General features: G+C 63.2%; 25 protein-coding genes and 1 tRNA gene. 9 read left to right on the top strand and 17 right to left on the bottom strand.

Annotated features, from left to right (window positions below; genetic code table 11):
• Positions 1-9: 9 nt before the first annotated feature.
• From lon to JQ621_RS00505, 5 genes are all read right to left on the bottom strand, one after another.
• A complete protein-coding gene (gene lon / locus JQ621_RS00525) occupies positions 10-2433 on the bottom strand; it encodes an endopeptidase La (RefSeq protein ID WP_212232482.1) in 2424 nt (807 codons plus the stop codon).
• 324 nt (positions 2434-2757) lie between these two features.
• The gene (gene clpX / locus JQ621_RS00520) at positions 2758-4029 is read right to left on the bottom strand and encodes an ATP-dependent Clp protease ATP-binding subunit ClpX (protein ID WP_018320118.1); all 1272 of its coding nucleotides are present in this window, start codon (positions 4027-4029) and stop codon (positions 2758-2760) included.
• Between the two features lie 449 nt (positions 4030-4478).
• Positions 4479-5111, bottom strand: a complete 633-nt coding sequence (locus tag JQ621_RS00515; protein WP_212232481.1) for an ATP-dependent Clp protease proteolytic subunit — start codon at positions 5109-5111, stop codon at positions 4479-4481.
• 317 nt (positions 5112-5428) lie between these two features.
• Entirely contained in the window at positions 5429-6787 is a 1359-nt protein-coding gene (gene tig, locus JQ621_RS00510) for a trigger factor (protein WP_212232480.1), read from the bottom strand.
• Between the two features lie 180 nt (positions 6788-6967).
• Positions 6968-7052: transfer RNA gene (locus JQ621_RS00505), tRNA-Leu, on the bottom strand.
• Positions 7053-7206: 154 nt separating this feature from the next.
• On the opposite strand from JQ621_RS00505, the gene JQ621_RS00500 reads away from it, so the two are divergent.
• Positions 7207-8523 carry a multicopper oxidase family protein gene (locus JQ621_RS00500; RefSeq protein WP_212232479.1) on the top strand — a complete coding sequence of 439 codons (1317 nt, stop codon included), beginning with the start codon at positions 7207-7209 and terminating at the stop codon, positions 8521-8523.
• Position 8524: 1 nt separating this feature from the next.
• On the opposite strand, the gene JQ621_RS00495 is transcribed toward JQ621_RS00500, so the two are convergent.
• Together JQ621_RS00495 and JQ621_RS00490 are read right to left on the bottom strand one after the other, a co-directional pair.
• Positions 8525-8968 (bottom strand): GNAT family N-acetyltransferase, encoded by a 444-nt coding sequence (locus JQ621_RS00495; protein WP_212232478.1) that lies wholly within the window; start codon positions 8966-8968, stop codon positions 8525-8527.
• Positions 8968-10467: an NAD(P)H-hydrate dehydratase gene (locus tag JQ621_RS00490; protein ID WP_212232477.1), complete on the bottom strand. Its 1500-nt coding sequence runs from the start codon at positions 10465-10467 to the stop codon at positions 8968-8970. Before JQ621_RS00490 ends, JQ621_RS00495 begins: the two co-directional genes overlap by 1 nt.
• 380 nt (positions 10468-10847) lie before the next feature.
• On the opposite strand from JQ621_RS00490, the gene JQ621_RS00485 reads away from it, so the two are divergent.
• Complete coding sequence (locus JQ621_RS00485; RefSeq protein WP_007603495.1) at positions 10848-11186, top strand: P-II family nitrogen regulator; 339 nt, start codon at positions 10848-10850, stop codon at positions 11184-11186.
• Positions 11187-11337: 151 nt separating this feature from the next.
• Entirely contained in the window at positions 11338-12747 is a 1410-nt protein-coding gene (gene glnA, locus JQ621_RS00480; RefSeq protein WP_212232476.1) for a type I glutamate--ammonia ligase, read from the top strand.
• A 179-nt stretch (positions 12748-12926) separates the two neighbouring features.
• Here the strand turns inward: glnA and JQ621_RS00475 are convergent, their stop codons facing one another.
• Both JQ621_RS00475 and JQ621_RS00470 read right to left on the bottom strand, forming a co-directional pair.
• Positions 12927-13445 carry an alpha/beta hydrolase gene (locus JQ621_RS00475; protein WP_212232475.1) on the bottom strand — a complete coding sequence of 173 codons (519 nt, stop codon included), beginning with the start codon at positions 13443-13445 and terminating at the stop codon, positions 12927-12929.
• A 308-nt stretch (positions 13446-13753) separates the two neighbouring features.
• The gene (locus JQ621_RS00470; RefSeq protein WP_212232474.1) at positions 13754-14527 is read right to left on the bottom strand and encodes a gamma-glutamyl-gamma-aminobutyrate hydrolase family protein; all 774 of its coding nucleotides are present in this window, start codon (positions 14525-14527) and stop codon (positions 13754-13756) included.
• Between the two features lie 256 nt (positions 14528-14783).
• On the opposite strand from JQ621_RS00470, the gene JQ621_RS00465 reads away from it, so the two are divergent.
• The gene (locus JQ621_RS00465) at positions 14784-15923 is read left to right on the top strand and encodes an AI-2E family transporter (RefSeq protein WP_212232473.1); all 1140 of its coding nucleotides are present in this window, start codon (positions 14784-14786) and stop codon (positions 15921-15923) included.
• A gap of 6 nt (positions 15924-15929) precedes the next feature.
• On the opposite strand, the gene JQ621_RS00460 is transcribed toward JQ621_RS00465, so the two are convergent.
• The 6 genes from JQ621_RS00460 to JQ621_RS00435 all read right to left on the bottom strand — a co-directional run bounded on the left by JQ621_RS00460 (position 15930) and on the right by JQ621_RS00435 (position 19615).
• A complete protein-coding gene (locus tag JQ621_RS00460) occupies positions 15930-16226 on the bottom strand; it encodes an antibiotic biosynthesis monooxygenase family protein (protein WP_035673823.1) in 297 nt (98 codons plus the stop codon).
• Between the two features lie 99 nt (positions 16227-16325).
• Entirely contained in the window at positions 16326-16562 is a 237-nt protein-coding gene (locus tag JQ621_RS00455) for a hypothetical protein (RefSeq protein WP_212232472.1), read from the bottom strand.
• Between the two features lie 57 nt (positions 16563-16619).
• Positions 16620-17852, bottom strand: a complete 1233-nt coding sequence (locus tag JQ621_RS00450; protein ID WP_212232471.1) for a GGDEF domain-containing protein — start codon at positions 17850-17852, stop codon at positions 16620-16622.
• Positions 17853-18081: 229 nt separating this feature from the next.
• The gene (rpsI, locus tag JQ621_RS00445; protein WP_007611021.1) at positions 18082-18561 is read right to left on the bottom strand and encodes a 30S ribosomal protein S9; all 480 of its coding nucleotides are present in this window, start codon (positions 18559-18561) and stop codon (positions 18082-18084) included.
• A 2-nt stretch (positions 18562-18563) separates the two neighbouring features.
• Entirely contained in the window at positions 18564-19028 is a 465-nt protein-coding gene (rplM, locus tag JQ621_RS00440; protein WP_008137961.1) for a 50S ribosomal protein L13, read from the bottom strand.
• A 158-nt stretch (positions 19029-19186) separates the two neighbouring features.
• Positions 19187-19615 carry a PaaI family thioesterase gene (locus JQ621_RS00435; protein ID WP_212232470.1) on the bottom strand — a complete coding sequence of 143 codons (429 nt, stop codon included), beginning with the start codon at positions 19613-19615 and terminating at the stop codon, positions 19187-19189.
• A gap of 86 nt (positions 19616-19701) precedes the next feature.
• Between JQ621_RS00435 and JQ621_RS00430 the strand changes: the two genes are divergently transcribed.
• The 4 genes from JQ621_RS00430 to JQ621_RS00415 all read left to right on the top strand — a co-directional run bounded on the left by JQ621_RS00430 (position 19702) and on the right by JQ621_RS00415 (position 23074).
• Entirely contained in the window at positions 19702-20526 is an 825-nt protein-coding gene (locus JQ621_RS00430; protein WP_212232469.1) for an enoyl-CoA hydratase, read from the top strand.
• A gap of 19 nt (positions 20527-20545) precedes the next feature.
• Entirely contained in the window at positions 20546-21130 is a 585-nt protein-coding gene (locus JQ621_RS00425) for a CoA-binding protein (protein WP_212232468.1), read from the top strand.
• A 138-nt stretch (positions 21131-21268) separates the two neighbouring features.
• Entirely contained in the window at positions 21269-22549 is a 1281-nt protein-coding gene (locus tag JQ621_RS00420) for an O-acetylhomoserine aminocarboxypropyltransferase (RefSeq protein WP_212232467.1), read from the top strand.
• Positions 22550-22741: 192 nt separating this feature from the next.
• A complete protein-coding gene (locus JQ621_RS00415) occupies positions 22742-23074 on the top strand; it encodes a hypothetical protein (protein WP_212232466.1) in 333 nt (110 codons plus the stop codon).
• 38 nt (positions 23075-23112) lie between these two features.
• On the opposite strand, the gene JQ621_RS00410 is transcribed toward JQ621_RS00415, so the two are convergent.
• On the bottom strand, positions 23113-24195 hold the full coding sequence (locus JQ621_RS00410) for a COX15/CtaA family protein (protein WP_212232465.1): 1083 nt from the start codon (positions 24193-24195) through the stop codon (positions 23113-23115).
• Between the two features lie 102 nt (positions 24196-24297).
• On the opposite strand from JQ621_RS00410, the gene JQ621_RS00405 reads away from it, so the two are divergent.
• Positions 24298-24519, top strand: coding sequence for a DUF2842 domain-containing protein (locus JQ621_RS00405; protein ID WP_212232464.1), 222 nt, complete (start codon positions 24298-24300; stop codon positions 24517-24519).
• Positions 24520-24522: 3 nt separating this feature from the next.
• Here JQ621_RS00405 and JQ621_RS00400 read toward each other — a convergent pair whose 3' ends face one another.
• Positions 24523-25566, bottom strand: coding sequence for a polysaccharide deacetylase family protein (locus JQ621_RS00400; RefSeq protein ID WP_212232463.1), 1044 nt, complete (start codon positions 25564-25566; stop codon positions 24523-24525).
• Positions 25567-25645: the final 79 nt, after the last annotated feature.

The raw sequence follows: 25645 nt of genomic DNA, 5'->3' as shown, positions 1-25645 counted from the left end.
TCTGCGATCTCAGTGAGCGGTCAGGCCGCCGGCGGCTTCATCGCCGTCGGGCTTCACGGTCACCTTGGTGTCCTCTTCCCAGACGATCGGCACGGGCTTCTTCACCAGCGCCTTGGCAACGACGTCGTCGAGACGGGAGACCGGGATGATCTCCATGCCACCCTTGATCGCATCGGAAATCTCCGTGAGATCCTTGGCGTTGTCCTCGGGGATCAGCACCGTCTTGATGCCGCCGCGGGCCGCGGCGAGCAGCTTCTCCTTGAGGCCCCCGATCGGCAGCACGCGGCCGCGCAGCGTGATCTCGCCGGTCATCGCGACATCGTGGCGGACCGGAATGCCGGTCATGACCGAGATGATCGCGGTGGCCATCGCCACACCCGCCGACGGACCGTCCTTCGGCGTCGCGCCCTCAGGCACATGCACGTGGATGTCGCGCCGGTCGAACAGCGGCGGCTCGATGCCGTAGACGATCGCACGCGAGCGGACGTAGGACGCCGCCGCCGAGATCGATTCCTTCATCACGTCGCGCAAGTTTCCGGTGACCGTCATCTTGCCCTTGCCGGGCATCATGACGCCTTCGATGGTCAGCAGCTCGCCGCCGACATCGGTCCAGGCAAGGCCCGTGACGATGCCGACCTGCGGCTCGCTCTCGATCTCGCCATAGCGGTACTTCGGCACGCCGAGCAGCTCTTCCAGCGTCTTCTCGGTGACCTTGACCGACTTCCTCTTGGACAGCATCAGCTCCTTCACCGCCTTGCGGGCGAGTGTGGAGAGCTCACGCTCCAGATTACGCACGCCCGCTTCGCGGGTGTAGCGGCGGATCAGAAGCAGCAAGGCCTCGTCGTCGATCGAGAACTCCTTGGAGTCCAGGCCGTGCTTTGACACCGCGTTGGGGATCAGGTGCTTGCGCGCGATCTCGACCTTCTCGTTCTCGGTGTAGCCGGCGATCCGGATGATCTCCATGCGGTCCATCAGCGGCCCGGGAATATTGAGCGTATTCGCGGTCGTGATGAACATGACGTTCGACAGATCGTAGTCGACCTCCAGATAGTGGTCGGCAAACGTCCCGTTCTGCTCGGGGTCGAGGACCTCGAGCAAGGCCGAGGACGGATCGCCGCGGAAATCGGCGCCCATCTTGTCGATCTCGTCCAGCAGGAACAGCGGATTGGACGACTTCGCCTTCCGCATCGACTGGATGATCTTGCCGGGCATCGAGCCGATATAGGTGCGGCGGTGACCGCGGATCTCGGCCTCGTCACGCACGCCGCCGAGCGACACGCGCACGAACTCGCGGCCGGTCGCCTTCGCGATCGACTTGCCGAGCGAGGTCTTGCCGACGCCGGGCGGACCGACGAGGCACAGGATCGGGCCCGTCAGCTTGTTGGCGCGTGACTGCACCGCAAGATACTCGACGATACGTTCCTTGACCTTCTCCAGCCCGTAGTGATCGGAGTCCAGAATGGCCTGCGCCGATTCCAGATCCTTCTTCACCTTGGACTTCTTGTTCCACGGGATCGACAGCAGCCAATCCAGATAGTTGCGCACGACGGTCGCTTCGGCGGACATCGGCGACATCTGGCGCAGCTTCTTCAATTCATGCTGCGCCTTTTCGCGCGCTTCCTTGGAGAGCTTGGTCTTGGCGATCTTCTCTTCGAGATCGGCGAGCTCGTCGCGACCGTCATCGTCGCCGAGCTCCTTCTGGATCGCCTTCATCTGCTCGTTGAGATAATATTCGCGCTGGGTCTTCTCCATCTGGCGTTTGACCCGCGAGCGGATGCGTTTCTCGACCTGCAGCACCGAGATCTCGCTCTCCATCAGGCCCAGCACCTTCTCGAGGCGCGTGGTGACGGACAGCGTCTCCAGGATTCCCTGCCGATCGGCGATCTTGACGGCGAGATGCGAGGCGACGGTGTCGGCGAGCTTGGCAAAATCGGTGATCGCCTGCACGACGCCGACGACCTCGGCCGAGATCTTCTTGTTGAGCTTCACATAGCTCTCGAAGTCGGACACGACCGAACGCGCCAGGGCCTCCGCCTCGACCGACTTCGCATCGGTGTCGGCGAGCGCAATTGCGGTGGCTTCATAATAGTCGGCGCGATCGGTGTACTTCTGCACGCGCGCGCGCTCGAGCCCTTCGACCAGCACCTTCACGGTACCATCGGGGAGCTTCAAGAGCTGCAGCACGCTTGCGAGCGTGCCGGTCTCGTAAATGGCATCGGGCGCCGGATCATCATCGGACGCATTCTTCTGCGTCGCGAGCATGATCAGCGCATCGTTCTTCATCACCTCTTCGAGCGCGCGGATCGACTTCTCGCGACCGACGAAAAGCGGAACGATCATGTGCGGGAAGACGACGATATCGCGCAGCGGCAACACGGGGTAAGCGTGCGTCTCGCCATGGACGATGGTTGGCCGGGGTTTTGGATTTGTCATGGCCTTTTCCTTTTGCTTTGCCCCCTCGCACGCAGCCCGCGTCTGTCATGCGCAACCGCCACAAGGTGCCGAGGTGATCCACAAAACCGGTCTACCATTCGAAGGTTGGACCGGGCTTGCCGGATCGGAACTGAGGCGAATCTTGAACAGAATTCTCGCTCGCCGCCGACATTAGGTGGCTATCGACCGGGGGGGTGTCAAGTCATTGAAAAACACGCGCCATCAGGCGCTTACGCACAAGTGTAAGCGACGCAAGCCCGGCTGCGGAGAAGCATTCCGCAGCCGCTACTATGAAAGACGTTTGGAGCGTTCCAGCGCCGCAATTTAGGCGCTGGCGTTCTCGACCGCGCGATCGGAGCGATCGGCGTAGATGTAGAGCGGACGGGCCGTGCCTTCCACGACTTCGCGGGAAATCACGACTTCTTCCACACCTTCCAGGCCCGGCAGGTCGAACATGGTCTCGAGCAGGATCGCCTCGAGGATCGAACGCAGACCACGCGCGCCGGTCTTGCGCTCGATCGCCTTGCGGGCGACCGCGCCAAGCGCCTCGTCGGCGAAGGTCAGCTCGATGTTCTCCATCTCGAACAGCCGCTGGTACTGTTTCACCAGCGCGTTCTTCGGCTCGGTCAGGATCTTCTTCAGCGAGGTCTCGTCCAGATCCTCCAGCGTCGCCACGACGGGCAGACGGCCGACGAACTCGGGGATGAGGCCGTACTTCAGGAGATCCTCAGGCTCGACGTGACGGAATATCTCGCCGGTACGGCGATCTTCCGGCGCCATCACCTGGGCCGCAAAACCGATCGAGGTCGACCGGCCGCGCGCCGAGATGATCTTCTCGAGGCCGGCGAACGCACCGCCGCAGATGAACAGGATGTTGGTGGTGTCCACCTGCAGGAATTCCTGCTGCGGATGCTTACGGCCGCCCTGCGGCGGGACCGAAGCCACCGTGCCTTCCATGATCTTCAGCAGCGCCTGTTGCACGCCCTCACCCGACACGTCACGCGTGATCGAGGGATTGTCGGACTTGCGGCTGATCTTGTCGATTTCGTCGATGTAGACGATGCCGCGCTGGGCGCGCTCGACATTGTAGTCGGCGGCCTGGAGCAGCTTCAGGATGATGTTCTCGACGTCCTCACCGACGTAACCGGCTTCGGTCAGCGTGGTCGCATCCGCCATCGTGAACGGCACGTCCAGGATGCGGGCGAGCGTCTGCGCGAGCAGGGTCTTGCCCGAACCGGTCGGACCGATCAGCAGGATGTTCGACTTCGCAAGCTCAACGTCGTTGTGCTTGGTCTGGTGATTGAGGCGCTTGTAGTGATTGTGCACCGCGACCGACAGGACTTTCTTCGCATGGCTCTGGCCGATGACGTAGTCATCGAGAACCTTGCAGATTTCCTTCGGCGTCGGAATCCCGTCGCGCGACTTGACCAGCGAGGATTTGTTCTCCTCGCGGATGATGTCCATGCAGAGCTCGACGCACTCGTCGCAGATGAAGACCGTGGGACCCGCGATCAGTTTGCGGACTTCGTGCTGGCTCTTGCCGCAGAACGAGCAATATAGCGTGTTCTTGGAGTCGCTCGTGCCGACCTTACTCATTCATGTCTCCGTCCGCGGTTCGATCCCGTCCGCTCGATCGTCCCATCCCGAAACGTTTGCGGGTAAGGGACTCAAATAGAGCAAATTCCGTACCAAAAAAGACCCTACGCGTTACATCGCCGTGCGAATCACGGTCACTCGATTCTCCGCGATCATAGCCGATCATTCGTAGCCAACCATGCTGTCACCCGATGATCAAGAATTCGCTAATCGGGGGTCGTCGGCTACCCGTTACAATACCGTGATTTCAGGTCTTGGCACGGGTGAAGTGACCGAAATCACCCCGACGTTGCTGGATTACCACGAAAAAACGAGCACGAAAGCGGAACTTTCTGCCTGTCGCAGGGCGCAAAAATGGCTTTTCGCGCCATGCGAACGCGTTCCCGACGTGAACGCCGTGCTGGCGAACCCCGCTCAATCCGGGGCTCGCCGTTGCCGTCCCGGTAATGCTACTGGGGCTTCGCCGCCGGCTCTTCGGCGCGCTTTTCGATGACCTTGTCGACGAGACCGAAGTCCCTCGCGTCGTTGGCGGTCAGGAACTTGTCGCGTTCCAACGCGTCCTCGATCGTCTTGTAGGTCTGGCCGGTGTGCTTCACGTAGATTTCGTTGAGCCGCTTCTTCAGGTTCAGGATTTCCTGGGCGTGCAGCATGATGTCGGTAGCCTGGCCCTGGAAGCCGCCGGAGGGCTGGTGCACCATGATGCGTGAATTCGGCAGCGAGAAGCGCATGTCCTTCTCGCCGGCGGCCAGCAGCAGCGAGCCCATCGAGGCCGCCTGGCCGGTGCACAGCGTCGAGACCGGCGGACGGATGAACTGCATGGTGTCGTAGATCGCAAGGCCCGACGTCACCACGCCGCCCGGCGAGTTGATGTACATCGAGATTTCCTTCTTCGGATTTTCCGCTTCAAGGAACAACAGCTGCGCGACGATCAGCGTCGACATGCCGTCCTCGACCGGCCCGGTCACGAAGATGATACGCTCCTTCAGCAGGCGCGAGAAAATATCGTAGGCGCGCTCGCCACGGTTGGTCTGCTCGACCACCATGGGCACGAGGTTCATGTAGGTTTCAACCGGATCGCGCATGAGTCACCTAGGGTTTTAGAGGCGGACATCGCCAGTCTTGGCTGCAATTCCTGGCTGCCGGTTGGACTGGATGTGCCGGAAGGCCGATGGACGTCCCGTGATGCAGGAAGTTGGTAGAGGTAGAACGCGTAGGTACCGACAGATATAGCGCAATTTGCGCCAGACAAGTGCGGAGCGAATTAAGGCTTAATCCATCCGGCCCTTTGGGTCACTTGAAGCTGATTCTCGCAAAAAGGCCCAGCCGGCCATCTGGCTAGCTGGGCCGTGCGCGGATCATCCTTAATGGAAGGCTTCCTTAAGAGAGCTGCTCAAAGCCTTCAGGCTGCAGTCTTTTCGTCTTCGTCCTTGTACAGATCCTCGCGCGAGACCTTCTTCTCGGTCACGTTGGCAAGCTCGAGGATGAAATCGACGACCTTGTCCTCGTAGATCGGTGCACGAAGCTGGGCCAGCGCCTGGGCGTTGTTGCGATAGAAGTCCCAGACCTCCTTCTCGCGGCCCGGCATCTGGCGGGCCCGCTCGATCACGGCGCGGCCGACCTCGTCGTCGGTCACGGTGATCTTGTTCTTCTCGCCGATCTCGGAGAGCACGAGACCGAGACGCACGCGGCGGTCGGCGATCTTGCGGTACTCTTCCTTCGCCTTCTCCTCGGTGGTGTCCTCGTCGGCGAAGGTCTTGCCAGCGGATTCCATCTCGGCCTTGACCGAGTTCCACATCAGATTGAACTCCTCCTCGACGAGCGAGGGCGGCGCCTCGAAGCGGTGCGCCTCGTCGAGACGGTCGAGCAGCGCGCGCTTGACGCGCTGGCGCGTGGCGCCGGCGTACTCGGCGACCAGACGCTCGCGCGCGGCTTCCTTCAGCTTGTCCAGCGATTCGAGCCCAAGCGTCTTGGCGAACTCGTCGTCGATCGTGAGATCCTGCGGCGCCTCGATCAGCGTCGCCGTGGTCTCGAACTCGGCCGGCTGACCAGCGAGCTTCTCGCTCATGTAGTTCTTGGGGAACGTCACCTTCAGCGTGCGCGTCTCGTTTGCGCCGATGCCGATCAGTTGCTCCTCGAAGCCCGGGATGAATGTGTTGGAGCCGATCGCGACCTGGATGCCCTCACCGGTGCCACCCTCAAAGGCTTCGCCGTTGATGGTGCCCTTGAAGTTGATGGTGACGCGGTCGCCCGAGGCGGCCTTCTCGCCCTCAGCCTTGGCCGCATAACCGCGGTTGCTGTCGGCGATGCGCTTGATCGCCTCGTCGACGTCCGAATCGGACACGTCGGCGACGGGCTTCTCGACCTGGAATGACTTGAAGTCGGCGAGCGTGATTGCGGGCACGACTTCGATCGCGACCGTGTAGGTCAGGTCGGTCTTGCCTTTGAGAAGCTCCTCGACCTCGGCCTGCTCGGTCGGCATCGTGATCTTCGGCTCGGTCGCGAGCTTGAAGCCACGCTCGGAGAACAGCTGGGTGTTGGTGTCGCGGATAGTCTGGTCAATGGTCTCGGCCATCACCGAGCGACCATAGACCTTCTTGAGATGAGTGACCGGCACCTTGCCGGGACGGAAGCCGTTGAGGCGGACCTTGTCCTTCAGGTCGACGAGCTTGGCACCAGCCTTGGCGTCGAGATCAGACGCGGGAACGCTGATCTTGAACTCGCGCTTCAAACCTTCCGAGAGGGTTTCTGTGACCTGCATGGCGTCCAATCTTCTTCTCGTTCGGTCCCGGCACGCTATCGCGTCGGGACGCTGTCATTAATCGATCCTGCGCAAGGCAAAACGCCTCAACGCCGGTGGTTCATCGAGCCCGGCCCCAGACGGAAAAGGATCCGCGCGGAGCAAGGCCCCTCAGTAATCCGTGCAAACGCGATAAGCGCTTGGTGCGGGCGGAGGGACTCGAACCCCCACAACTTTCGTCACTGGAACCTAAATCCAGCGCGTCTACCAGTTCCGCCACGCCCGCGTGAATTCGCATCTAGACCGGCCGCGATGCCGCGGGCGGCCGGGCTTATAGCATGTGCCCGACCGTTCGCAGCAAAAAAATGGCCTGATGGAAGCATCCTTCAGGTAGGCATCGCGGCTGGACTTATCCAGCGCCGCGTGGTCCGGATCGGGCCATGAAACCGCGGATTTTTGACCCGACCCGGCGCGAGGTTTTGGCTGGGCTTGGCACCTCACTGGGAGCTACGGCCGCCGGGCTGATGGCCGGCGGCGCATCCCCGCTTCCGACCGCGCAGGTCCTGCTTCAGGCAAGGCCAGCCACGCTGGCTCTGCGGCCGGATCAGGCGGCTACACCGATCTGGGAACTAGCGGCGGCAAGCCATATCGGGAATGTCCGTTTCAAGCGCGGAGATCGCTGCGAAGTGGTGTTTCGGAACGACCTGCCTGTGCCGATTGCACCAGCCTGGTACGGCATCGATGGCCCGACCATGCCGGATCCGCTGGCGGGACGGGCGCCGACCGCGCCGGGCTCGACCGAAACATCAATTATTTCAATACCAAACGCGGGAACCCTGCTTGCCAACTTCTGCCTCTTTGAGGACCGGCTGAGCCAACCGGCCCGCCCGCTCCCGATCCTCGCCGCGGAGACGAGCCCGCCCACCACCGATCGAGACGAGGTCCTCCTGATCGAGGAATGGCGCCTGAAGCCGGATGGCACTGCACTTCCGCCGGGCCGGGATCCCAGGGACGCGACGCCGCTCTACACGCTCAACGGACGGGCTTCATTTGAACTCTCAGCTTCCGCAGGCGAGCGGCTGCGGCTCCGCTTCATCAATGGCTCGCAACGCTCTGTTCTGGCTATCAAATTGGAGGGGCATGAGGTCCACGTGATGGCCCTGGATGGCCAGCCGGCCGAACCGTTCCCGGCCCGCAACGGCGCGCTCGTGCTGGCCCCCGGCGCGCGCGCCGATGCCTTTGTGGATGCGGCTGTTTCGGCGCCCTTCGTGCTGCATGATGGCAAGGAGGCACGTCCGGTCGGGCGCCTGGCGGTCTCCGGCAGGCTTGAGCGGCGCGCTCCGCTGCCATCGCCGCAACCGCTGCCGTCGAACGACCTGCCCGAAAAACTCGACCTCAAGGGCGCCCTGCGGTTCGATGTCGCGCTCGGCGGGATTGAGGCCGGCTGGGCCCGGACGGCCAATTTCTCCACGGCGTCCGCCCCCGCCTTCCGCGCCAAGCTCGGACGCACCGTCGTGATGGCTGTGAAAAACCCCGCCCCTGCGACGACCGTCTTCCATTTGCACGGCCACCATTTCCGCCTGCTTGACCGGCTCGACGACGGCTGGAAGCCTTACTGGCTCGACACGCTCGCCATCGAGCCCGGTCAGACCCAGCGCATCGCGTTCGCCGCGACCTCGCCGGGGCGCTGGCTAATCGAAGCCATCGTGACTGATTGGGCGGCGCCGCGGCTCGTGCGGTGGTACGCAGTGGAGTAAGCTAGCGGCCCGGTCGCGTCCAAACGTAGCGCGCATCGGGTTCCTTCTCCTCGTTCCGCGTTCCGTCCGTTTCCTCGGCCAACACGAAGCCGCGCGCTTCGTAAAATCGCCGCGCCCGCGTGTTGCGCTGGAAGGTCCAGAGTTCGAGTCGCTCAAAAGTGTCGGTGGCGACGCGGAGAAGTTCGGTGCCGATGCCGCGCCCATGCGCGGTGGGACGGACGTAGAACTGCTCGATCCATCCATCATTGAACGCAATGATCCCGCTGAGCTCTTCGCCAGTGAAGCATCCCCAGACGTGACAGGTCGGGAAGACGCGCTCGCGATAGAACCAGTGATCCTCGTCGGGCGTGTGCAGCCCGGCCAGCCATGGCATGGCGTGATCGAACGCGATCCGATGGACCTGCGCCGCTGCACCCATGTCGGTCTGCGCAAGCTGTCTGAGCATCAATACTCGATCCCGAGCGCATGATAGATCCGCCGGTGCACCGCCGGCAGCGTCTCGGTGAGATCTTCGGCGATCAGACCCGGCCCTGCTTCGCTTGCCGCCTCGCCGTGCATCCAGACGCCGATGCTGGCGGCTTCGAACGCCGGCACGCCCTGCGCCAGGAGACCGGAGATGATACCGGCGAGCACGTCGCCGGCGCCCGCGGTGGCAAGCCATGGCGGCGCGTTGGCGGCAATGGTGGCGCGGCCGTCGGGCGCGGCGATCGTGGTGTCAGGGCCCTTCAAAAGCACGATGGCGCCGGAGCGTTCGGCAGCAGCGCGCACGCGCTCCAGCTTCGAACGCCCGGGTGTCTTGTTGCTGAGGTCGGAAAACAGCCGCGGAAACTCGCCCTCGTGTGGCGTCAGCACCACCTGGGCCTCGGGTACGGACTTGATCGATTCAAACAGCCGCTCGGGATTCGCTGCAAAGCTCGTCAGCGCATCCGCATCGAGCACGACATGGCGCTGCGCCGCAATCGCGCTATGAACCATGTCGCGGGTGCGATCGCCGACGCCGGTGCCGGGGCCAATCATGCAGGTATTGTATCTGACGTCGCCGAGCAGCTCGGCGAATTCGACCACGGTGTCGACGGGGCGAACCATCACAGCCGTCAGCGCGCTCGCATTGATCACGAGGGCATCGCGCGGCGTTGCGAGCGTCACGAGGCCCGCGCCAGCGCGCAAGGCGCCACGCGCGGCAAGCCGTGCAGCACCGGTGGCGGCGGCGTCGCCCGACACCGCCAGCACATGGCCGCGCGCGTATTTGTGGCCGTCGATGCGCGGCACCGGGAAGGCTGCGCCCCAGAAATCCGGATCGTTCTCGAAAATCCGCGGCGCGATCTCGCCGAGCACCTGTGCCTCGATACCGATGTCGGCGACGCGCACCCGACCGCAATGCATCCGCCCCGGCAGCAACAGATGCGCGGGCTTCTTGCGGAAGAAGGTGATCGTCTCGGTGGCGTTCACCGCGACGCCGAGCACGGCCGCATTGGTGCCGTTGACGCCGCTGGGCAGATCGACGGCGAGCACCGGCGCGTCGTTGGCGTTGATCGCCTCGATCATCGCGCGCGCCTCGCCGTCGACGGGCCGGCTGAGGCCCGCACCGAACAGCGCATCGATGATCAGCGCGGGCTTGCCGATCGCCTGCGGATTGAACGGCAGCACTGGATGCTTCCAGCCGCGCGCCGCCGAGGCCGCGTCGCCCTGCAGCTGGTCGCGCTCGCACATCAGGATGATCGAGACCTCGCGCCCTTGCGCGGCGAGCTCGGCGGCTGCGACAAAACCGTCACCGCCGTTGTTGCCGGGGCCTGCGACGATCAGGATCGTCCCCTCCTCGACCAGCGCGCTTGCGGCTGCCGCGACCGCCTGGCCGGCGCTCAGCATCAGCTTGAAGCCGGGCGTGCCGGCCGCGATCGAGAGCTGGTCGGCCCGCTGCATTTCCGCGTTGGTCAGAACTTCCATGCCACTTCCCTGGTACAAACGCCTTTTCAACAGGCATTTCCTGTGCCGTTCCGAAACATGAAACTTTCATCTGCACAGAGATTGAACTGTTTGCCTATTCCGTAGTCTTCGGTATTTTGTGCGGGCCGGCACCACCTATCAGGGATGCTCGTTAAAAGGCTGATAACGCTCCCATAATCAGGGCATTTGCAACTTGGCATAGACCCTGCTTTCGAGGAAGCCGCTTCGGTTCGTCGTGCTCACTGGCATCTTTTGGGTGTGGCCGGCCGTTGTTGCCGGGCTGGTCAGGTCCCGGCATGACGAACGCAACATCGTGCGTGAAATAAAGCGCATCCTGACGAAGACGTTGCTATTTGTTCGATAAGGCCGGGAGGCGCGCAGTGAAGAAAATCGAAGCCATCATCAAGCCGTTCAAACTCGACGAGGTGAAGGAAGCGCTTCAGGAAGTCGGCCTCCAGGGCATCACCGTGACCGAGGCGAAGGGTTTTGGTCGTCAGAAGGGCCACGCCGAACTCTACCGCGGCGCAGAATACATCGTCGACTTCCTCCCCAAGGTGAAGATCGAGATCGTGATCGGCGACGACCTGGTCGAACGTGCGATCGACGCAATCCGCCGTGCTGCGCAAACCGGGCGCATCGGCGACGGCAAGATTTTCGTCTCCAATATCGAAGAGGCGATCCGCATCCGAACCGGCGAATCCGGGCTGGACGCTATCTGAGCCGGGTGCTATCCCGAATCTTGCGACACTCTGAAAGAAAAAAGGCTGCTTTGGCGGCCTGATTTCGTTTGTGCGGTTGCGCAAAACTCGCCGAAAGCGAGAACGAATCTGCTCATCTGGAAACCGTCCCGCAGAGCCAAAAGGGGTATGCATGAAGACCGCCAAAGACGTCCTGAAAGCAATCAAGGACAACGACGTTAAGTACGTCGACCTGCGCTTCACCGATCCGCGCGGCAAGTGGCAGCACGTGACGTTCGACGTCAGCATGATCGACGAGGATATTTTCGCCGAAGGAACGATGTTCGACGGTTCCTCGATCGCCGGCTGGAAGGCGATCAACGAGTCCGACATGTGCCTGATGCCCGATCCGGTGACTGCGACGATCGACCCGTTCTTCGCCGAGACCACCATGGTCATCACCTGCGACGTGCTCGAGCCGACCACTGGCGAGCCCTACAACCGCGACCCCCGCGGCATCGCCAAGAAGGCGGAAGCCATGGTGAAGTCGATGGGCGTGGGCGACAGCGTGTTCGTCGGCCCCGAAGCCGAATTCTTCGTGTTCGACGACGTGCGCTATTCGACCGACCCCTACAAGACCGGTTTCCGGCTCGACTCCTCGGAGCTGCCGATCAACTCCGACACCGAATATGAAGGCGGCAATCTCGGCCACCGCGTTCGCACCAAAGGGGGTTACTTCCCCGTTCCCCCGCAGGACTCGGTGCAGGACATGCGCTCGGAGATGCTCGGCGCCATGGCCAAGATGGGCGTCAAGGTCGAGAAGCATCATCACGAAGTCGCTTCCGCCCAGCACGAGCTCGGCATGAAGTTCGACACGCTGACGCTGATGGCCGACCACATGCAGATCTACAAATACTGCATCCACCAGGTTGCGCACATCTACGGCAAGACCGCCACCTTCATGCCGAAGCCGGTCTATGGCGACAACGGCTCGGGCATGCACGTGCACCAGTCGATCTGGAAGGACGGCAAGCCGGTGTTCGCCGGCAACAAATATGCCGACCTGTCAGAGACCTGCCTCCACTATATCGGCGGCATCATCAAGCACGCCAAGGCGATCAACGCCTTCACCAACCCGTCGACCAACTCCTACAAGCGTCTGGTCCCGGGCTATGAGGCCCCCGTGCTGCTCGCCTACTCGGCGCGCAACCGTTCGGCCTCCTGCCGCATCCCCTACACCGCTTCGCCGAAGGCCAAGCGTGTCGAGGTGCGCTTCCCCGATCCGATGGCCAATCCCTATCTCGGCTTCGCCGCGATGCTGATGGCCGGTCTCGACGGCATCAAGAACAAAATGGATCCGGGTCCGGCGATGGACAAGGACCTCTACGATCTGCCGAAGGAGGAGCTGAAGCAGATCCCGACGGTCTGCGGTTCGCTCCGCGAGGCGCTCGAGAACCTCGACAAGGATCGCGGCTTCCTCAAGGCCGGCGGCGTGTTCGACGACGACTTCATCGACGCCTATATCGAGCTGAAGATGACCGAAGTCGCCCGCTTCGAGATGACCCCGCATCCGGTCGAGTTCGAGATGTACTATTCGGGCTAAGCGGCTCGAGATCACGAATGCGAAAGGCGCCCTTTGGGGCGCCTTTTTGTTTGCGGCCGTCGATTTTCGTTCTGCATCCGACTCCATTCCGTTCTCAAAGAACGAATCGGAATCGTGAAAATCGGCACACACCAGATCCTGACAATTGGTTTATTCCGTCCTCCACCCCACCCGCCTTGTTAAAGCAGCGGTCTCAGCCATTCCCGCCCCAGGCGAAGATCATCCTCGGTGATCGAATGACCCGTTGGAAGCTGGTGGTGCGTAATCTCTGCACCCACGTGAGCCAGACGTCTTGCCAAGCGGGCCCCATCGCCAGGCGATCGCCTCTCGTCGTGATGGCCGTCGAGGATGAGGACTGGTGTCCGCGGAAGGCGCGTGCCTGGATCGGTGGCGAACGGGGACAACGGCCTGAGAAGAACGGCAGCCGAGAGACACCTGGGATAGAGCATGAGCAGTGCAGCCGCCATGATTGCACCGTTCGAAAAGCCAATGGCAATCGGAGGTTTGGGGAAGCGATAATCTATGCCGAATTGGGCCACGTCGTCGGCGAGCCGACCGGCACGGGCAAGGAGGTCGCGCTCATCGATGGATCGATCCTCGAACCGGCGAAAGAATGCAAAGCCACCTTCCCAAGGCATGCTGCCCCGAACCGCGACCGCCATCGAGGATGGTGCAAATTGGCCGGCGAGCGGCACCATGTTCTGCTCCGTCCCGCCAGAGCCATGAAGCATCAGCAGCGGGGTGTGATCCAACCTTTCGGCCCCTAGTAGGCTGTGATCGTGTGAGTGCATTCACTGCTCTCGCCTGCATAGCAACTTTCGTTCTGCATCTGACTCCATTTCGTTCACAAAGAACGAATCGGAATCGCAAAAATCAGCGCAAACCAAATCTTGCCGATTGGTTTATTCGAGCGAGGCAATCGGAATCCGGACACGGAAAAAAATTCGATTGCTTCACGGTGCTCGCAATGATGGCCGGAGCAGGAGCATGCTGTACAGCCTCTCGCCTAGGCCGCAGCCCTCTGCTTGGCCACCATCGCCTCGCCGAAGGCCTCGAACAGCTTGCGGTTCACAGGATTGCGCTGCGGATCGTATTCGGCGTGCCATTGCACACCGAGCGCGAAGCTCGGGGCCTCCGCGATGCGGATCGCCTCGATGGTGCCGTCCTCGGCGACGCCTTCGATCAGCACGCGCTTGCCGGGATCGAGGATGCCCTGCCCGTGCAGCGAATTGACGCGGATCTTCTCGCAGCCGAGAAGCTTTGCGAAGGCGCCGCCCGGCGTGAGGTCGACGTCGTGACGGTCGGCGAACACAACGGTCGGATCGGGATGAATCTCGCCATTCTCAAGCCGGGGCATGCGGTGATTCATGCGGCCGGGAAGTTCGCGGATCTCGGGGTGCAGCGAGCCGCCGAAGGCGACGTTCATCTCCTGCAGGCCCCGGCAGATACCAAACAGCGGGATGCCGCGCGAGACGCAGGCGACCGAGAGCGCGAGCGCGACCTCGTCCCGGTGGATGTCGTAGGGCTCGTGCTTCTCGCAAGGGTCGACGTTGAAGCGGGTCGGATGCACGTTGGCGCGGGCACCGGTCAGCACGATGCCGTCAACAGTATCCAGCAAAGCGGCGATATCGGTGATGTCGGGCGAGCCCGCGAACATCAGCGGCAAGCCGCCGGAAACCTCAGCCACGGCGCGCAGATTGCGCTCGCCGACCATCTGGACCTGAAATCGATTTTCGATGCGACTGGCGTTCCCGATCACGCCGACGACCGGCTTTCTCATCTCCCGTTCCGACCTCCCGCCGAAAAAGATTCCCGAACATGCCCCTGGGATGGAACAAATTCAACAGAAGGGATCGCGGGACGGCAATGCTATTTTCGCGCAAATCGCCCGGTCCGGCGTTAGTCCGGCCCCCTTTGGCCCGGGCGGCGTTGGCGTTGAGCGCCGGGAAGCGTCAAAATCAGCGCTTGGGCGCCGCTTGATCCGCGAGGACATTTCGCGAAAGACTGCCTGCTGCAGCCGCCGAAAAGGACATGACGTGACAACTCCCGCGAACGAACGGCTCCAGGCCCGCGCCGATCTGGCCTGGGCGATTTCAGTCGGAGGCATCGGCGTCGTGCTGTTCGCCGTGCTGGTCGTCTTCACCTGGTATTTTGCCGCCACCGTGCTTTTGGTTTTCGCCGGCATGCTGCTCGGCCTCGGCCTCAACGCGCTAGCCAATGGGCTGGGTCGCCGCGTTCACCTTCCTCATGCTGTGCGGCTTGCGATCGTCTGCGTAACGCTCGGCCTGATGCTCGCGGGCGCGGCCTATCTCGGCGGCGCGACCATCGCCGATCAGGCGTCCCTGCTCAGCAAAACCATCAAGTCGCAGCTTGCCAATGTCAAATCCTTCCTCGACAACCACGGTGTCGACACCAGCTTCTTCGACTTCGGTAGCGCCGCGACCGCCTCCCCGGACGCAACGCCCGCCGTCGCCAGCCCTTCACCCGGGGCCGCGCCAAAAAGCGGGCTGTCTGGCGCCGGTGCGCTCGCCTCCAGCGGAGGTGCCATCGTGAGTCAGACCTTCAAGCTGCTGTTCGGCGCGATCAGCGCCGTCGGCAACATTTTCATCGTGTTGTTCCTGGGGCTGGCCTTCGCCGCGCAACCCGGCGTCTATCATGACGGCCTGCTGTTTCTCGCACCGGCCAGGCACCGCATCCGCGCGGCCTTGATCATCGACCGGATCGGCGAGACGCTCGAGCGCTGGCTGATCGCACAGATGATCGTCATGCTGGCGGTCGGCGCGGTCACCTGGATCGGGCTTGCCATCATCAAAATCCCGGGTTCTTTCATCCTGGGGATCCAGGCCGGCCTGCTCGCCTTCATCCCGACCGTCGGCGCCATCATCGCCGGCGCCGTCGTGGTGCTGGCGAGCCTCGCATCGGGCTGGATCGCAGCGCTATCCGCCCTCATCCTCTTTCTGGGCGTGCACGTGATGGAGAGCTACGTGCTGACGCCGCTGCTCCAGCGCCAAGCGCTCGACATTCCGCCGGCCACGCTGTTCGCGTTCCAGATCCTACTCGGCGTCGTTTTTGGAATCTGGGGCCTGGCGCTGGCGCTGCCACTCGTCGCCATCGCCAAGGTCATGATCGACCATTTCAAGACCTATGAGGGGCCGCCTCTCAGCGAAGCGGCCTGACCTCCCTCAGGTCGTCAGCACGGTCTCGGTGTGCTCGACCTCCGGCGGCGAGGCAAAGTACTGGCCGACAAGGCCGCGCCATTCGGTGAAATTCTCCGAGCCGCGGAAATCGACGGTGTGGTTCTCCAGCGTGGCCCACTTGACCATTAGCCGGTAGCGCTGCGGCTTCTCGATCGACTTGTGCAGCTCAAAACCGTGAAAGCCCTTGGAGCGGCCGAAGGCGGCCTTGGCCTTGGCGACGGCGGCCTCAAAGTCCTTCTCGCTGCCCGGCTTGACGTCGATTTGCGCGATTTCGGTGATCATCGTTTCCACCCCTTTTGTCTGGTGGCCGTATCTACCGCAGCCCGGGCCAAAGAAAAAGGCGCCCAAACGGCGCCCTGCCCGGCCTAAAATGCGCCGCGGTCAGGCGAACAGCAGCGCGGTGCCCAATACGATCAGCGTGCAACCGACGAACAATGCGACCGGCCACAAGCTGCGAGCCTGCGTGTAGCGCCCCTGCGCGCGACGCTCGGCGATGAGCGCCGTCTCGTATTCGTCCGCGGTCGAGAACAGGCAGGCGAACCCGCCGCGCGCCGAGCTAGCGGCGGCTTCGAGCGACATCAGGGCAGCTTGCGGACTCTGTCGACGGATCGATTCCATGACAGCAATGATAGGAACCGAGTGGTAAACAGAGGATTACCGCAAGGCCCTTGCGTCTCAGGCCGTCGCCGGCTGTGTGTTGGTCGGTCCCTTGGGAACACCGATCCGCGCCGCGCTCTGGCGGCGCCAGTTCTCCAGCGACAGCGGCAGCTCTTCGGCTGCCTCAACGCGGTTACGTCCGCCGCGCTTGGCCTGGTACAGCGCAGTGTCGGCCGAGGCGAGCAGCACCTCAAGCTCCGTGCCGGCGGGACCGCCCGCCACACCGATGCTGACGGTCGTGTCGACCGCGCCGTCATCGACGACGACGCCGGAGGTCTCGAATGCCTCGCGAACGCGCTCGGCCACCAGAACGCCCTCCTCCAATGCGCAAGGCAAAAGTGCGGCAAACTCCTCACCACCGATGCGGCCCGACAGGTCCGAGATGCGGAGGTTGTTGACGACGATGGTCGAGAACAATTTCAGCATCTCGTCGCCGGCGGGATGGCCGAAGCGGTCGTTGATCGACTTGAAATGGTCGATGTCGAAGATCATCACCGTGACCGGGCGGCCACCCTTGGCCTCGCGCTCGATCATCCGCGCGCAGGCTTCCGAGAAGCCGCGGCGGTTGAGCATGCCGGTCAAGGGATCGGTCGACGCGGCGGTACGATGCGCGGTGACGGTGCGCTCGGACACCAGCATGAAAATCACGAACACGGTGCCGACGGCATAGAGCACGAGTTCGACCGCGAACACGGTGACCCAGACACTGCCGGAGAAGCCGGCATCGTTCGGGCGCAGGAAGCTGCCGAGCAGGATCGGCAGCATCAGCACACAGCCGTGCATGACAGGCACGACGAAAGCTGGCCAGCGCCGTTGCAGGCTCTTGCGCCGTTCGACCCAGAGCTCGCTCGCGGTCAGCGCCGCATAGATCGAGACGATGCCGGCGCCGATGAGCATGCGGAGCATTGAGGCTGTGGGATCGAGCAGCGTCACGGCCGCGACCCAGGCGAGCGCGCCGAGCACGAGACCCGGCCAGTTCGGCTTGCGGCCGTGAAAGACGCGCGCCGCATTCCACACCATGCCGCAGGCGACGAAGCCGACGGCATTGAGCGCGAGATAAAGATGCGGGCCGAGCCTGTCGCCGGTCGCGGTCCACAGCGCGACGGAAGCCGCACCGAGCAGATACGCGGTGCCCCACCATTTCAGCGCGGGGCTGTTCTCCTGCTTGCCGAAAAACACCATCATGGCGCCGAGCAATGCGGCGATCATCGTGGCGACCAAATAGAGCGTGATGCTATCGAGCGACATCATGTCGGCCCCCTTCTGAACATAGCAGTTACGCGATCGGCACATCCGATTTGCGCGCCCTTCCAGATGCGACGCTATGTCCCGCGAGTTCCATTCAGGTTTTCACGCCGCCCCAAGTTTTCGGGAAACACGCGCTGAATTTGCGTACAAACGAACAACAAAAAAGGCGCTGAAATCAGCGCCTTTTTGCATCTCATTGAAGCCGGTTTCGCGGCGAATGTGACCGAAGCGATTAACGCTTCGAGAACTGGAAGGACCGGCGGGCCTTGGCCTTGCCGTACTTCTTGCGCTCGACCACGCGCGAGTCGCGGGTGAGGAAGCCGCCCTTCTTGAGGACCGTGCGCAGCTCCGGCTCGAAATAGGTGAGAGCCTTGGAGATGCCATGACGCACGGCGCCGGCCTGGCCGGACAGACCGCCGCCTGCGACGGTGCAGATCACGTCGTACTGGCCCGAACGCGCCGCCACTGAGAACGGCTGCTCGATCATCATGCGCAGCACGGGACGAGCGAAATAGACCTCGACCTCACGCGAGTTGACGGTGACCTTGCCGGCGCCCGGCTTGATCCAGACGCGGGCGACCGCGTCCTTGCGCTTGCCGGTGGCGTAGGCGCGATTGAACTTGTCGACCTTCTTCTCGTGCTTGGGCGCGTCGGGCGCCGCGGCGGTCTTGAGCTGCGAGAGCTGGTCGAGCGACTGAATGGATTCGGCCATGATTATGCGGCCCTCGTGTTCTTGCGGTTCAACTTGGCGATATCGATCTTCTCGGGCGTCTGGGCCTCGTGCGGATGATCGGCACCGCCGTAAACGCGAAGGTTGCCCATCTGAACGCGACCAAGCGGACCACGCGGGATCATGCGCTCGACGGCCTTCTCGAGCACGCGCTCGGGATGCTTGCCTTCAAGGATCTGGCGCGCGGTGCGCTCCTTGACGTGGCCGACATAGCCGGTGTGCTTGTAGTAGGTCTTCTGCTCGCGCTTGCGACCGGTGAGGACCGCATGCTGGGCGTTGATGATGATGACGTTGTCGCCGCAGTCAACGTGCGGGGTGTAGGTCGGGAGGTGCTTGCCGCGCAGACGCATGGCAACGATGGTGGCGAGACGACCGACGACCAGACCCTTGGCGTCGATCAGCACCCACTTCTTCGTCACCTCGGCCGGCTTTGCCGAAAAGGTTTTCATGTCAGAGTTTCCGTAGACGGGGAATAGCGGCGCGCACACCGCACCGGACTGCGCGGGTTTCTAGAGAAGAGACGCGCGACGGTCAATGCCTCACGACGTGAATTAAGTCAGCGAAATCAATATTTTAAAAATATGGTGTTATATTACCTGAGAAAAGGTCAAACATTTGGAATGGAATAGGTGGAGGTGACGTGGGCGATCGGGTCGGGCGACGTCCCGGACAACAGGTTCACCTCCCCGACCGCAAGGCGCTTGCCGAGCTTGAGCAGCCGGGCCTCCGCCAGCACATCCTGCCCCGGCTGACCCTTGCGCAGGAAATTGATGTTGAGATTGGTGGTCACCGCGAGCCCGATCGGCCCGATCGCTGACAGCAGCACCACGTACATGGCGAAATCGGCAAGCGCCATCAACGTCGGGCCGGACACGGTTCCACCCGGCCGCAGCATGCGCTCGCTGTAGCGCTGGCGCAGCAGGCAGGTCTGGCCGTCCGCGCTCTCGATGGTGATATCGTCGCCGCTGAAGGCCTGGGGAAATTCGTCGCGGAGAAACCGCTCGAGCTCCGCCACGCTCATTTTCGCTGCCGCCATGCCGTTCACCACCCTCGCTTCACGTCCCCTGTTACATTAGGTTATCTGCATCATCCAATTGCAATAATCCAACCGGAAACGCCGCAATGTCCACCCAGGCCGCCCGCGCCCCGTCGCCGCATCAGGCAATTCTGCTGCGCGAAATGGTGGGCCCCATCGCGGTGCTGACCCTCAACCGGCCGGCCGCGCGCAACAGCCTCTCGGTCGCGATGATCGCGAGCCTTCATGCGGAGCTCCATGAGATCAGCAACGACAAGGCTGTCCGCGGTGTCGTGCTGGCAGCCAACGGTCCCGCCTTCTCGGCCGGTCACGACATGAAGGAACTGACCGCGCGCCGCGCAGATCCCGATCGCGGCCGCGCCTTCTTCGCCGAGACCATGAATGCCTGCAGCGCCATGATGCAGGCTATCGTATGTCTGCCGAAGCCGGTGGTCGCCGCCGTCCAGGGCATCGCGACGGCGGCCGGCTGCCAGCTCGTGGCGAGCTGCGATCTTGCGATCGCCTCCGAAGCGGCGAGCTTCGCCACGCCCGGCGTCGACATCGGCCTGTTCTGCTCGACGCCCATGGTGGCGCTGTCGCGCAATGTGCCGCGCAAGCAGGCGATGGAGATGCTGCTGACGGGCGAGCCGGTCCCGGCCGCGCGCGCCCGCGAGATTGGCCTCGTCAATCGCGTGGTCCCCGCCGGTACCGAGCGCGACGCGGCGATAGCGCTGGCGCAACAGGTCGCGCTGAAATCGGCCTACACCGTCAAGCTCGGCAAGGAGGCGTTCTACCGCCAGGCCGAGATGAGCCTTGCGGATGCCTATCGCTATGCGGCAGAGGTGATGACCGAGAACATGATGGCCCGCGACGCCGAGGAAGGCATCGGCGCCTTCATCGAGAAGCGCGCGCCGACCTGGCGGGATGAGTGACAACAAGAAAAGACCGGCAATGAACCACGACGCCTATCCCGACAATTACATCCGCGGCATCCTCAACAGCGTGAAATCGATCGCGATGGTCGGCGCCTCGCCGGTCAATGTGCGGCCCAGCTATTTCGCGTTCAAATATCTGGCGCAGCGCGGCTACGACATGATCCCGATCAATCCCGGCCATGTCGGCAAGGACCTGCTCGGCAAGCCCTTTGTCGCCTCGCTGCGCGACATCGGACGTCCCGTCGACATGATCGACATTTTTCGCAACTCCAGCCACATCATGCCCGTGGTCGAGGAGGCGCTCGCGCTCGATCCGCTGCCGAAGGTGGTCTGGATGCAACTTGGCGCGCGCGACGACGCGGCTGCCGAAAAGGCGGAAGCGGCCGGCATCAAGGTCGTGATGAACCGCTGCCCGAAGATCGAGTATGGCCGGCTGTCGTCGGAGATTTCCTGGATGGGCGTCAATTCGCGCACGCTCAGCTCCAAGCGGGCGCCAGCGCCGACGCAGGGCATGCGTCTATCCCTCAACCGGATGAGTGTCGGCGGCGGCGATACCGCGGCCTCGGATCGCGCAGCCAAGAACAAGAGCGAGCAAAGCTGACGCAATTGCGAAGGATTCATTTCGCGAACGCGACAATGCGTAGCACGATCATTGCGACGTGAAGCGGCGGCTTGACGGCAGGCGCCGCGCCGATCAGCATGCCGCGCGATTTCAGATCACAAGAACAGGACGCCCTCAATGAGCGATCGCCTTCCGGGATTTTCCACCCTCGCCGTGCATGCCGGTGCACAGCCCGATCCGACCACCGGTGCGCGCGCTACGCCGATTTATCAAACGACGTCGTTCGTGTTCAACGATGCCGACCACGCCGCCTCGCTGTTCGGCCTGCAGGCGTTCGGCAACATTTATACGCGCATCGGCAACCCGACCAACGCCGTGCTGGAAGAGCGTGTCGCCGCGCTCGAAGGCGGCACCGCCGCGCTTGCGGTGGCCTCGGGCCACGCCGCGCAGGTCGTGGTGCTCCAGCAATTGCTCCAGCCGGGCGACGAGTTCATCGCCGCCCGAAAACTCTATGGCGGCTCGATCAACCAGTTCACGCACGCGTTCAAGAGCTTTGGCTGGAACGTGGTGTGGGCCGATCCCGATGATATCGCGAGCTTCGAGCGCGCGGTGACGCCGCGCACCAAGGCGATCTTCATCGAGTCCATTGCCAACCCCGGCGGCAGCATCACCGACATCGAGGCGATCTCGACGGTGGCGGCCAAGGCCGGCGTGCCGCTGATCGTCGACAATACCCTGGCATCGCCCTATCTGATCCGTCCGATCGACCACGGTGCCGACATCGTGGTGCACTCGTTGACGAAGTTCCTCGGCGGTCACGGCAATTCGCTCGGCGGCATCATCGTCGATGCCGGAACCTTCGATTGGTCCACCGGCGGCAAGTATCCAATGCTCTCCGAGCCTCGGCCCGAATATCACGGCATCCGCCTGCAGGAGACCTTCGGCAACTTCGCCTTCGCCATCGCCTGCCGCGTGCTGGGCTTGCGCGACCTCGGGCCGGCCCTCTCGCCGTTCAATGCCTTCATGATCCTCACCGGCATCGAGACACTGCCGCTGCGCATGCAGAAGCATTGCGACAACGCCAAGGCGGTCGCCGAATTCCTCGCCGGCCATCCGGCGGTGGCCTCGGTGAGCTATGCGGGCCTTGCGAGTGACAAGTACAACCGGCTCGCGCGCAAATATGCGCCAAAGGGTGCAGGCGCCGTGTTCACCTTCAGCCTGAAAGGTGGCTATGACGCCGGCGTCAACCTAGTGTCGAAGCTGCAGCTGTTCTCGCACCTCGCCAATGTCGGCGACACCCGCTCGCTCGTCATTCACCCGGCCTCGACCACGCACAGCCAGCTCGACGACGCCGCCAAGGTGAAGTCCGGCGCCGGCCCCGACGTGGTGCGGCTCTCGATCGGCATCGAGGACAAGGAAGACCTGATCGCGGACCTGGAGCAGGCGCTGGGCGCGTAGTCGTCACTGTCGTTCAGGGCGCGCATAGCGCGAACTATGGTGCCCACTTGCGCACCTGGGAACCTCAAGATTCCGGGTTCGGTGGTTCGCACCCCCCGGAATGACAGTCGCTTTGGCGACCGCCGGTTAACAGTCATTAACCATAAGTAGCCCATACATCGTCTCGGGATCACATTTGATTCGGAGCCGATGATGCTGCGCTGGATGGTATCTGCCCTTGCGGCAACGCTGACGGTTTCGGCCGCTTTTGCCGCCGATCTGCCGGCCCATCCGAAGCGACGGGCTACAGCTCCGCCAAAGGTCTATGTCGAGACCGATCCGGACGCGCTGATCTCGCCGGCCGATGGCGTCGGCAGCTACGTCAGCAATCTGCCGGGCACGCCGCTGTTGCCGGGCTCGCACACGCTGCCAGGCTATTACGGTCGTCCCTGGGATTACGACTATCAAGGCTCTTATTACGGCGGGAAGCAGGTCGATTATTTCTGGCGCCTGCCCTACGCGTGCGGCATCTACGGCTATTGCTGATCAGCCGGGCTGATAGTGATCAGCCGGGCTGATAGTGATCAGCCGACCTGACCGACCGCAACCGCTGGCAATGGCGCCTCAACCGATTGCCGCGATGCCAGCCGTTCCGCCTGCATGACCGCCAGCGTCAATACAGCGATCGCAACCGCCTGGTGCGACAGTGCAAGATCGATCGGCACCTGGTTCAGCAGCGTCAGAATGCCGAGCACCGCCTGCAGGCTCACGGCCGCGAGCAGCCAGAGCGCACCGCGCGCGGCTGAGCCGGCGCCCGAGCGCAACGCATCGAACGCATGCAGCAACGCCAGCGTGAACAACAGGTAAGCCGTCATGCGATGCTCGAACTGCACTGTCAGCACATTGTCGAACATGTTGCGCCACCACGGCGTCTCGAACCAGAGACGCTCTGCCGACGGAATGAACGCGCCGTCGATCTGCGGCCAGGTGTTGTAGGCGCGTCCGGCGCGCAAGCCCGCGACCAGCGCACCGAAATAGATCTGAATGAAGGTCACGGCCACCAGCACGGCGCTGGCGAGCCGCAATCGCACCGGCACGGCAATCTGCGGCCGCTCGGCGAGCCGCCGTACCGTCCAGACGATGCCGGCGAAGATCAGCAGCGCCAGCACCAGATGCGTCGCCAGGCGATATTGCGACACCTCGACCCGCTCGGAAAGACCGGAAGCCACCATCCACCAGCCAACCGCCCCCTGAAGGCCGCCGAGCGCGAACAGCAGCCACAGTCGCCGCTTCAATTCGCCGGACAGGCCGCCGCGCCACAGGAAGAACAGGAACGGCAGCAGATAGGCAACGCCAATGAAGCGGCCGAGCAGCCGATGGCTCCATTCCCACCAGAAGATCTGCTTGAACTCGGACAGGCTCATGCCGGCATTGAGCTCGCGATATTGCGGGATCTTCTTGTAGGCCTCGAAGGCATCCGACCATTGCGCCTCCGACAGTGGCGGCAGGCTGCCGGTGACCGGCTTCCACTCAACGATCGAGAGACCGGATTCGGTCAGCCGCGTCGCACCGCCGACCAGCACCATCAGTGCGATCAGGCCGGCCACAGAGATCAGCCACCAGCGCACGGCGCGATGCGGGTTGGTCGGAGCGGAAATCGTCGTCATTTCAGAGGCAAAACCAGGACTTGAAGGCTTGAACCGGACTGCGTGCCCCTTATAGTCCCCCGCTCCGACAGCGCAAGTTACGCGAAAGCCGCAAGTCCCGCCATGACGATCCGCACCCGCAAGTTCCTCGGCGCCATCCTGCTCCTGGTGCTGGCCACCGTCTGGGCACTGCTCGGCATGGCGGCGGCGCAGATGCCATGGATCGCCGAGTCCGGATGGCGGCAGGCGATCTATTACGTGGTGGTTGGAATGGGCTGGGTGCTGCCGGCAATGCCAATCGTGAGCTGGATGCAGCGGCCAGATCGCGCCAAATCCGGTTCTTAGCCTCTAGCTCGCCGCGCTGCCCGTCGGTTTCACCGGCGCAAAGGCAACTCCCGATGCCAACACCCGCAGCATGCGCAGCGAGCGCACCCTGCCGTCCCACGGAATCCGCGGCAATGCGTGCAGATTGGTGCGCCCTTCCGCATCCACGATCCCCGGGATAGTGGAGACGGCACTGACGAAGCCGGCCTCCTCCGCCATCACCACATGGTTGCGTCGAAACGAAGCGCGATCGCCGAACGGAAATGCCAGATGCCTGATATCGCGGCGGAACGACGCTTCCGCGACGGCCTTGCCCATCGTCATCTCGCGCAGCGCGGCCGGATCCTTCATGTTGGCGAGAACGGGATAGTTCACGGTCGCGCTGCCGATCGTAACCCGTGGATCTGCAGCGAGCCTTGCCAGATCCTCCCAGTCCATCGATGCCTCGCGCGAGAGGGCGGCAAGATCGATGCGATAGCGTGTACAGAGATCGGCGATCGCAACCGACAGATCCGCCGGCGAGAGCGAACGCAGCCAGCCCTCGAGATGCGAAAACAACGCCTGCTTCTCGGCGAGACCGGTCACAGTGAAGCGCTGTTCCTTGTCGCCCATCATCAGGCTGATCCGGCTCTCGCGCGCGATCACCTGCTCGAGCCCGAGCCACCACGCTTGGCCGACGCCGTCGGGAAACGCGGTGGGAACGTAGAGCGTGAACGGGACGGCATGACGCGCCAGCACCGGATAGGCAAAGCTGATGAAGTCTTTCGGCGCGCCGTCGAAGGTCAGCGCGACGAAGCGTCGCTTCTCGGGCAGCGTCACTGCACGCCGGCAGACTTCGTCCATGCCGAGAAAGTCATAGTTCCAGCGCTTCAGCGCGCGGATGGCACGATCGAGAAATTGCGGTGTGATCTCGCTTTGCCGCAGCGGCTGGAATGCACCGCTCCGCCGCGGCCGCACATGCTCGAAGCGCAGGATCGCGCCCGCGCCGCGGCTGCGCAGCAAAGGCTGGCCGCTGAACCATGCCAATTCGAGCCGCAACCGCTCCAGCCATCTGTCGTCGGATGCCAATGTCACACCTTCGCGTTCGCCGGCAGCCGGTACCCTCGGCCCCTGTCATTACCCTTTGTTGACATTTATTTGCAAAGGT

The organism is Bradyrhizobium manausense, from assembly GCF_018129685.1.
In the GTDB taxonomy this organism is placed as follows: Bacteria; Pseudomonadota; Alphaproteobacteria; order Rhizobiales; family Xanthobacteraceae; genus Bradyrhizobium; species Bradyrhizobium manausense_D.
Note: the sequence above shows the minus strand (reverse complement) of the source record. Positions and strands in the feature narration are given on the sequence as shown.

Bases quoted from the DNA above. Each gene is read 5' to 3' on its own strand.
- lon (WP_212232482.1), bottom strand. From the start codon at position 2,433: ATGACAAATCCAAAACCCCGGCCAACCATCGTCCATGGCGAGACGCAC.
- clpX (WP_018320118.1), bottom strand. From the start codon at position 4,029: ATGAGTAAGGTCGGCACGAGCGACTCCAAGAACACGCTATATTGCTCG.
- JQ621_RS00515 (WP_212232481.1), bottom strand. From the start codon at position 5,111: ATGCGCGATCCGGTTGAAACCTACATGAACCTCGTGCCCATGGTGGTC.
- tig (WP_212232480.1), bottom strand. From the start codon at position 6,787: ATGCAGGTCACAGAAACCCTCTCGGAAGGTTTGAAGCGCGAGTTCAAG.
- JQ621_RS00500 (WP_212232479.1), top strand. From the start codon at position 7,207: ATGAAACCGCGGATTTTTGACCCGACCCGGCGCGAGGTTTTGGCTGGG.
- JQ621_RS00495 (WP_212232478.1), bottom strand. From the start codon at position 8,968: ATGCTCAGACAGCTTGCGCAGACCGACATGGGTGCAGCGGCGCAGGTC.
- JQ621_RS00490 (WP_212232477.1), bottom strand. From the start codon at position 10,467: ATGGAAGTTCTGACCAACGCGGAAATGCAGCGGGCCGACCAGCTCTCG.
- glnA (WP_212232476.1), top strand. From the start codon at position 11,338: ATGAAGACCGCCAAAGACGTCCTGAAAGCAATCAAGGACAACGACGTT.
- JQ621_RS00475 (WP_212232475.1), bottom strand. From the start codon at position 13,445: ATGGTGCCGCTCGCCGGCCAATTTGCACCATCCTCGATGGCGGTCGCG.
- JQ621_RS00470 (WP_212232474.1), bottom strand. From the start codon at position 14,527: ATGAGAAAGCCGGTCGTCGGCGTGATCGGGAACGCCAGTCGCATCGAA.
- JQ621_RS00460 (WP_035673823.1), bottom strand. From the start codon at position 16,226: ATGATCACCGAAATCGCGCAAATCGACGTCAAGCCGGGCAGCGAGAAG.
- JQ621_RS00455 (WP_212232472.1), bottom strand. From the start codon at position 16,562: ATGGAATCGATCCGTCGACAGAGTCCGCAAGCTGCCCTGATGTCGCTC.
- JQ621_RS00450 (WP_212232471.1), bottom strand. From the start codon at position 17,852: ATGATGTCGCTCGATAGCATCACGCTCTATTTGGTCGCCACGATGATC.
- rpsI (WP_007611021.1), bottom strand. From the start codon at position 18,561: ATGGCCGAATCCATTCAGTCGCTCGACCAGCTCTCGCAGCTCAAGACC.
- rplM (WP_008137961.1), bottom strand. From the start codon at position 19,028: ATGAAAACCTTTTCGGCAAAGCCGGCCGAGGTGACGAAGAAGTGGGTG.
- JQ621_RS00435 (WP_212232470.1), bottom strand. From the start codon at position 19,615: ATGGCGGCAGCGAAAATGAGCGTGGCGGAGCTCGAGCGGTTTCTCCGC.
- JQ621_RS00430 (WP_212232469.1), top strand. From the start codon at position 19,702: ATGTCCACCCAGGCCGCCCGCGCCCCGTCGCCGCATCAGGCAATTCTG.
- JQ621_RS00425 (WP_212232468.1), top strand. From the start codon at position 20,546: ATGAACCACGACGCCTATCCCGACAATTACATCCGCGGCATCCTCAAC.
- JQ621_RS00420 (WP_212232467.1), top strand. From the start codon at position 21,269: ATGAGCGATCGCCTTCCGGGATTTTCCACCCTCGCCGTGCATGCCGGT.
- JQ621_RS00415 (WP_212232466.1), top strand. From the start codon at position 22,742: ATGCTGCGCTGGATGGTATCTGCCCTTGCGGCAACGCTGACGGTTTCG.
- JQ621_RS00410 (WP_212232465.1), bottom strand. From the start codon at position 24,195: ATGACGACGATTTCCGCTCCGACCAACCCGCATCGCGCCGTGCGCTGG.
- JQ621_RS00405 (WP_212232464.1), top strand. From the start codon at position 24,298: ATGACGATCCGCACCCGCAAGTTCCTCGGCGCCATCCTGCTCCTGGTG.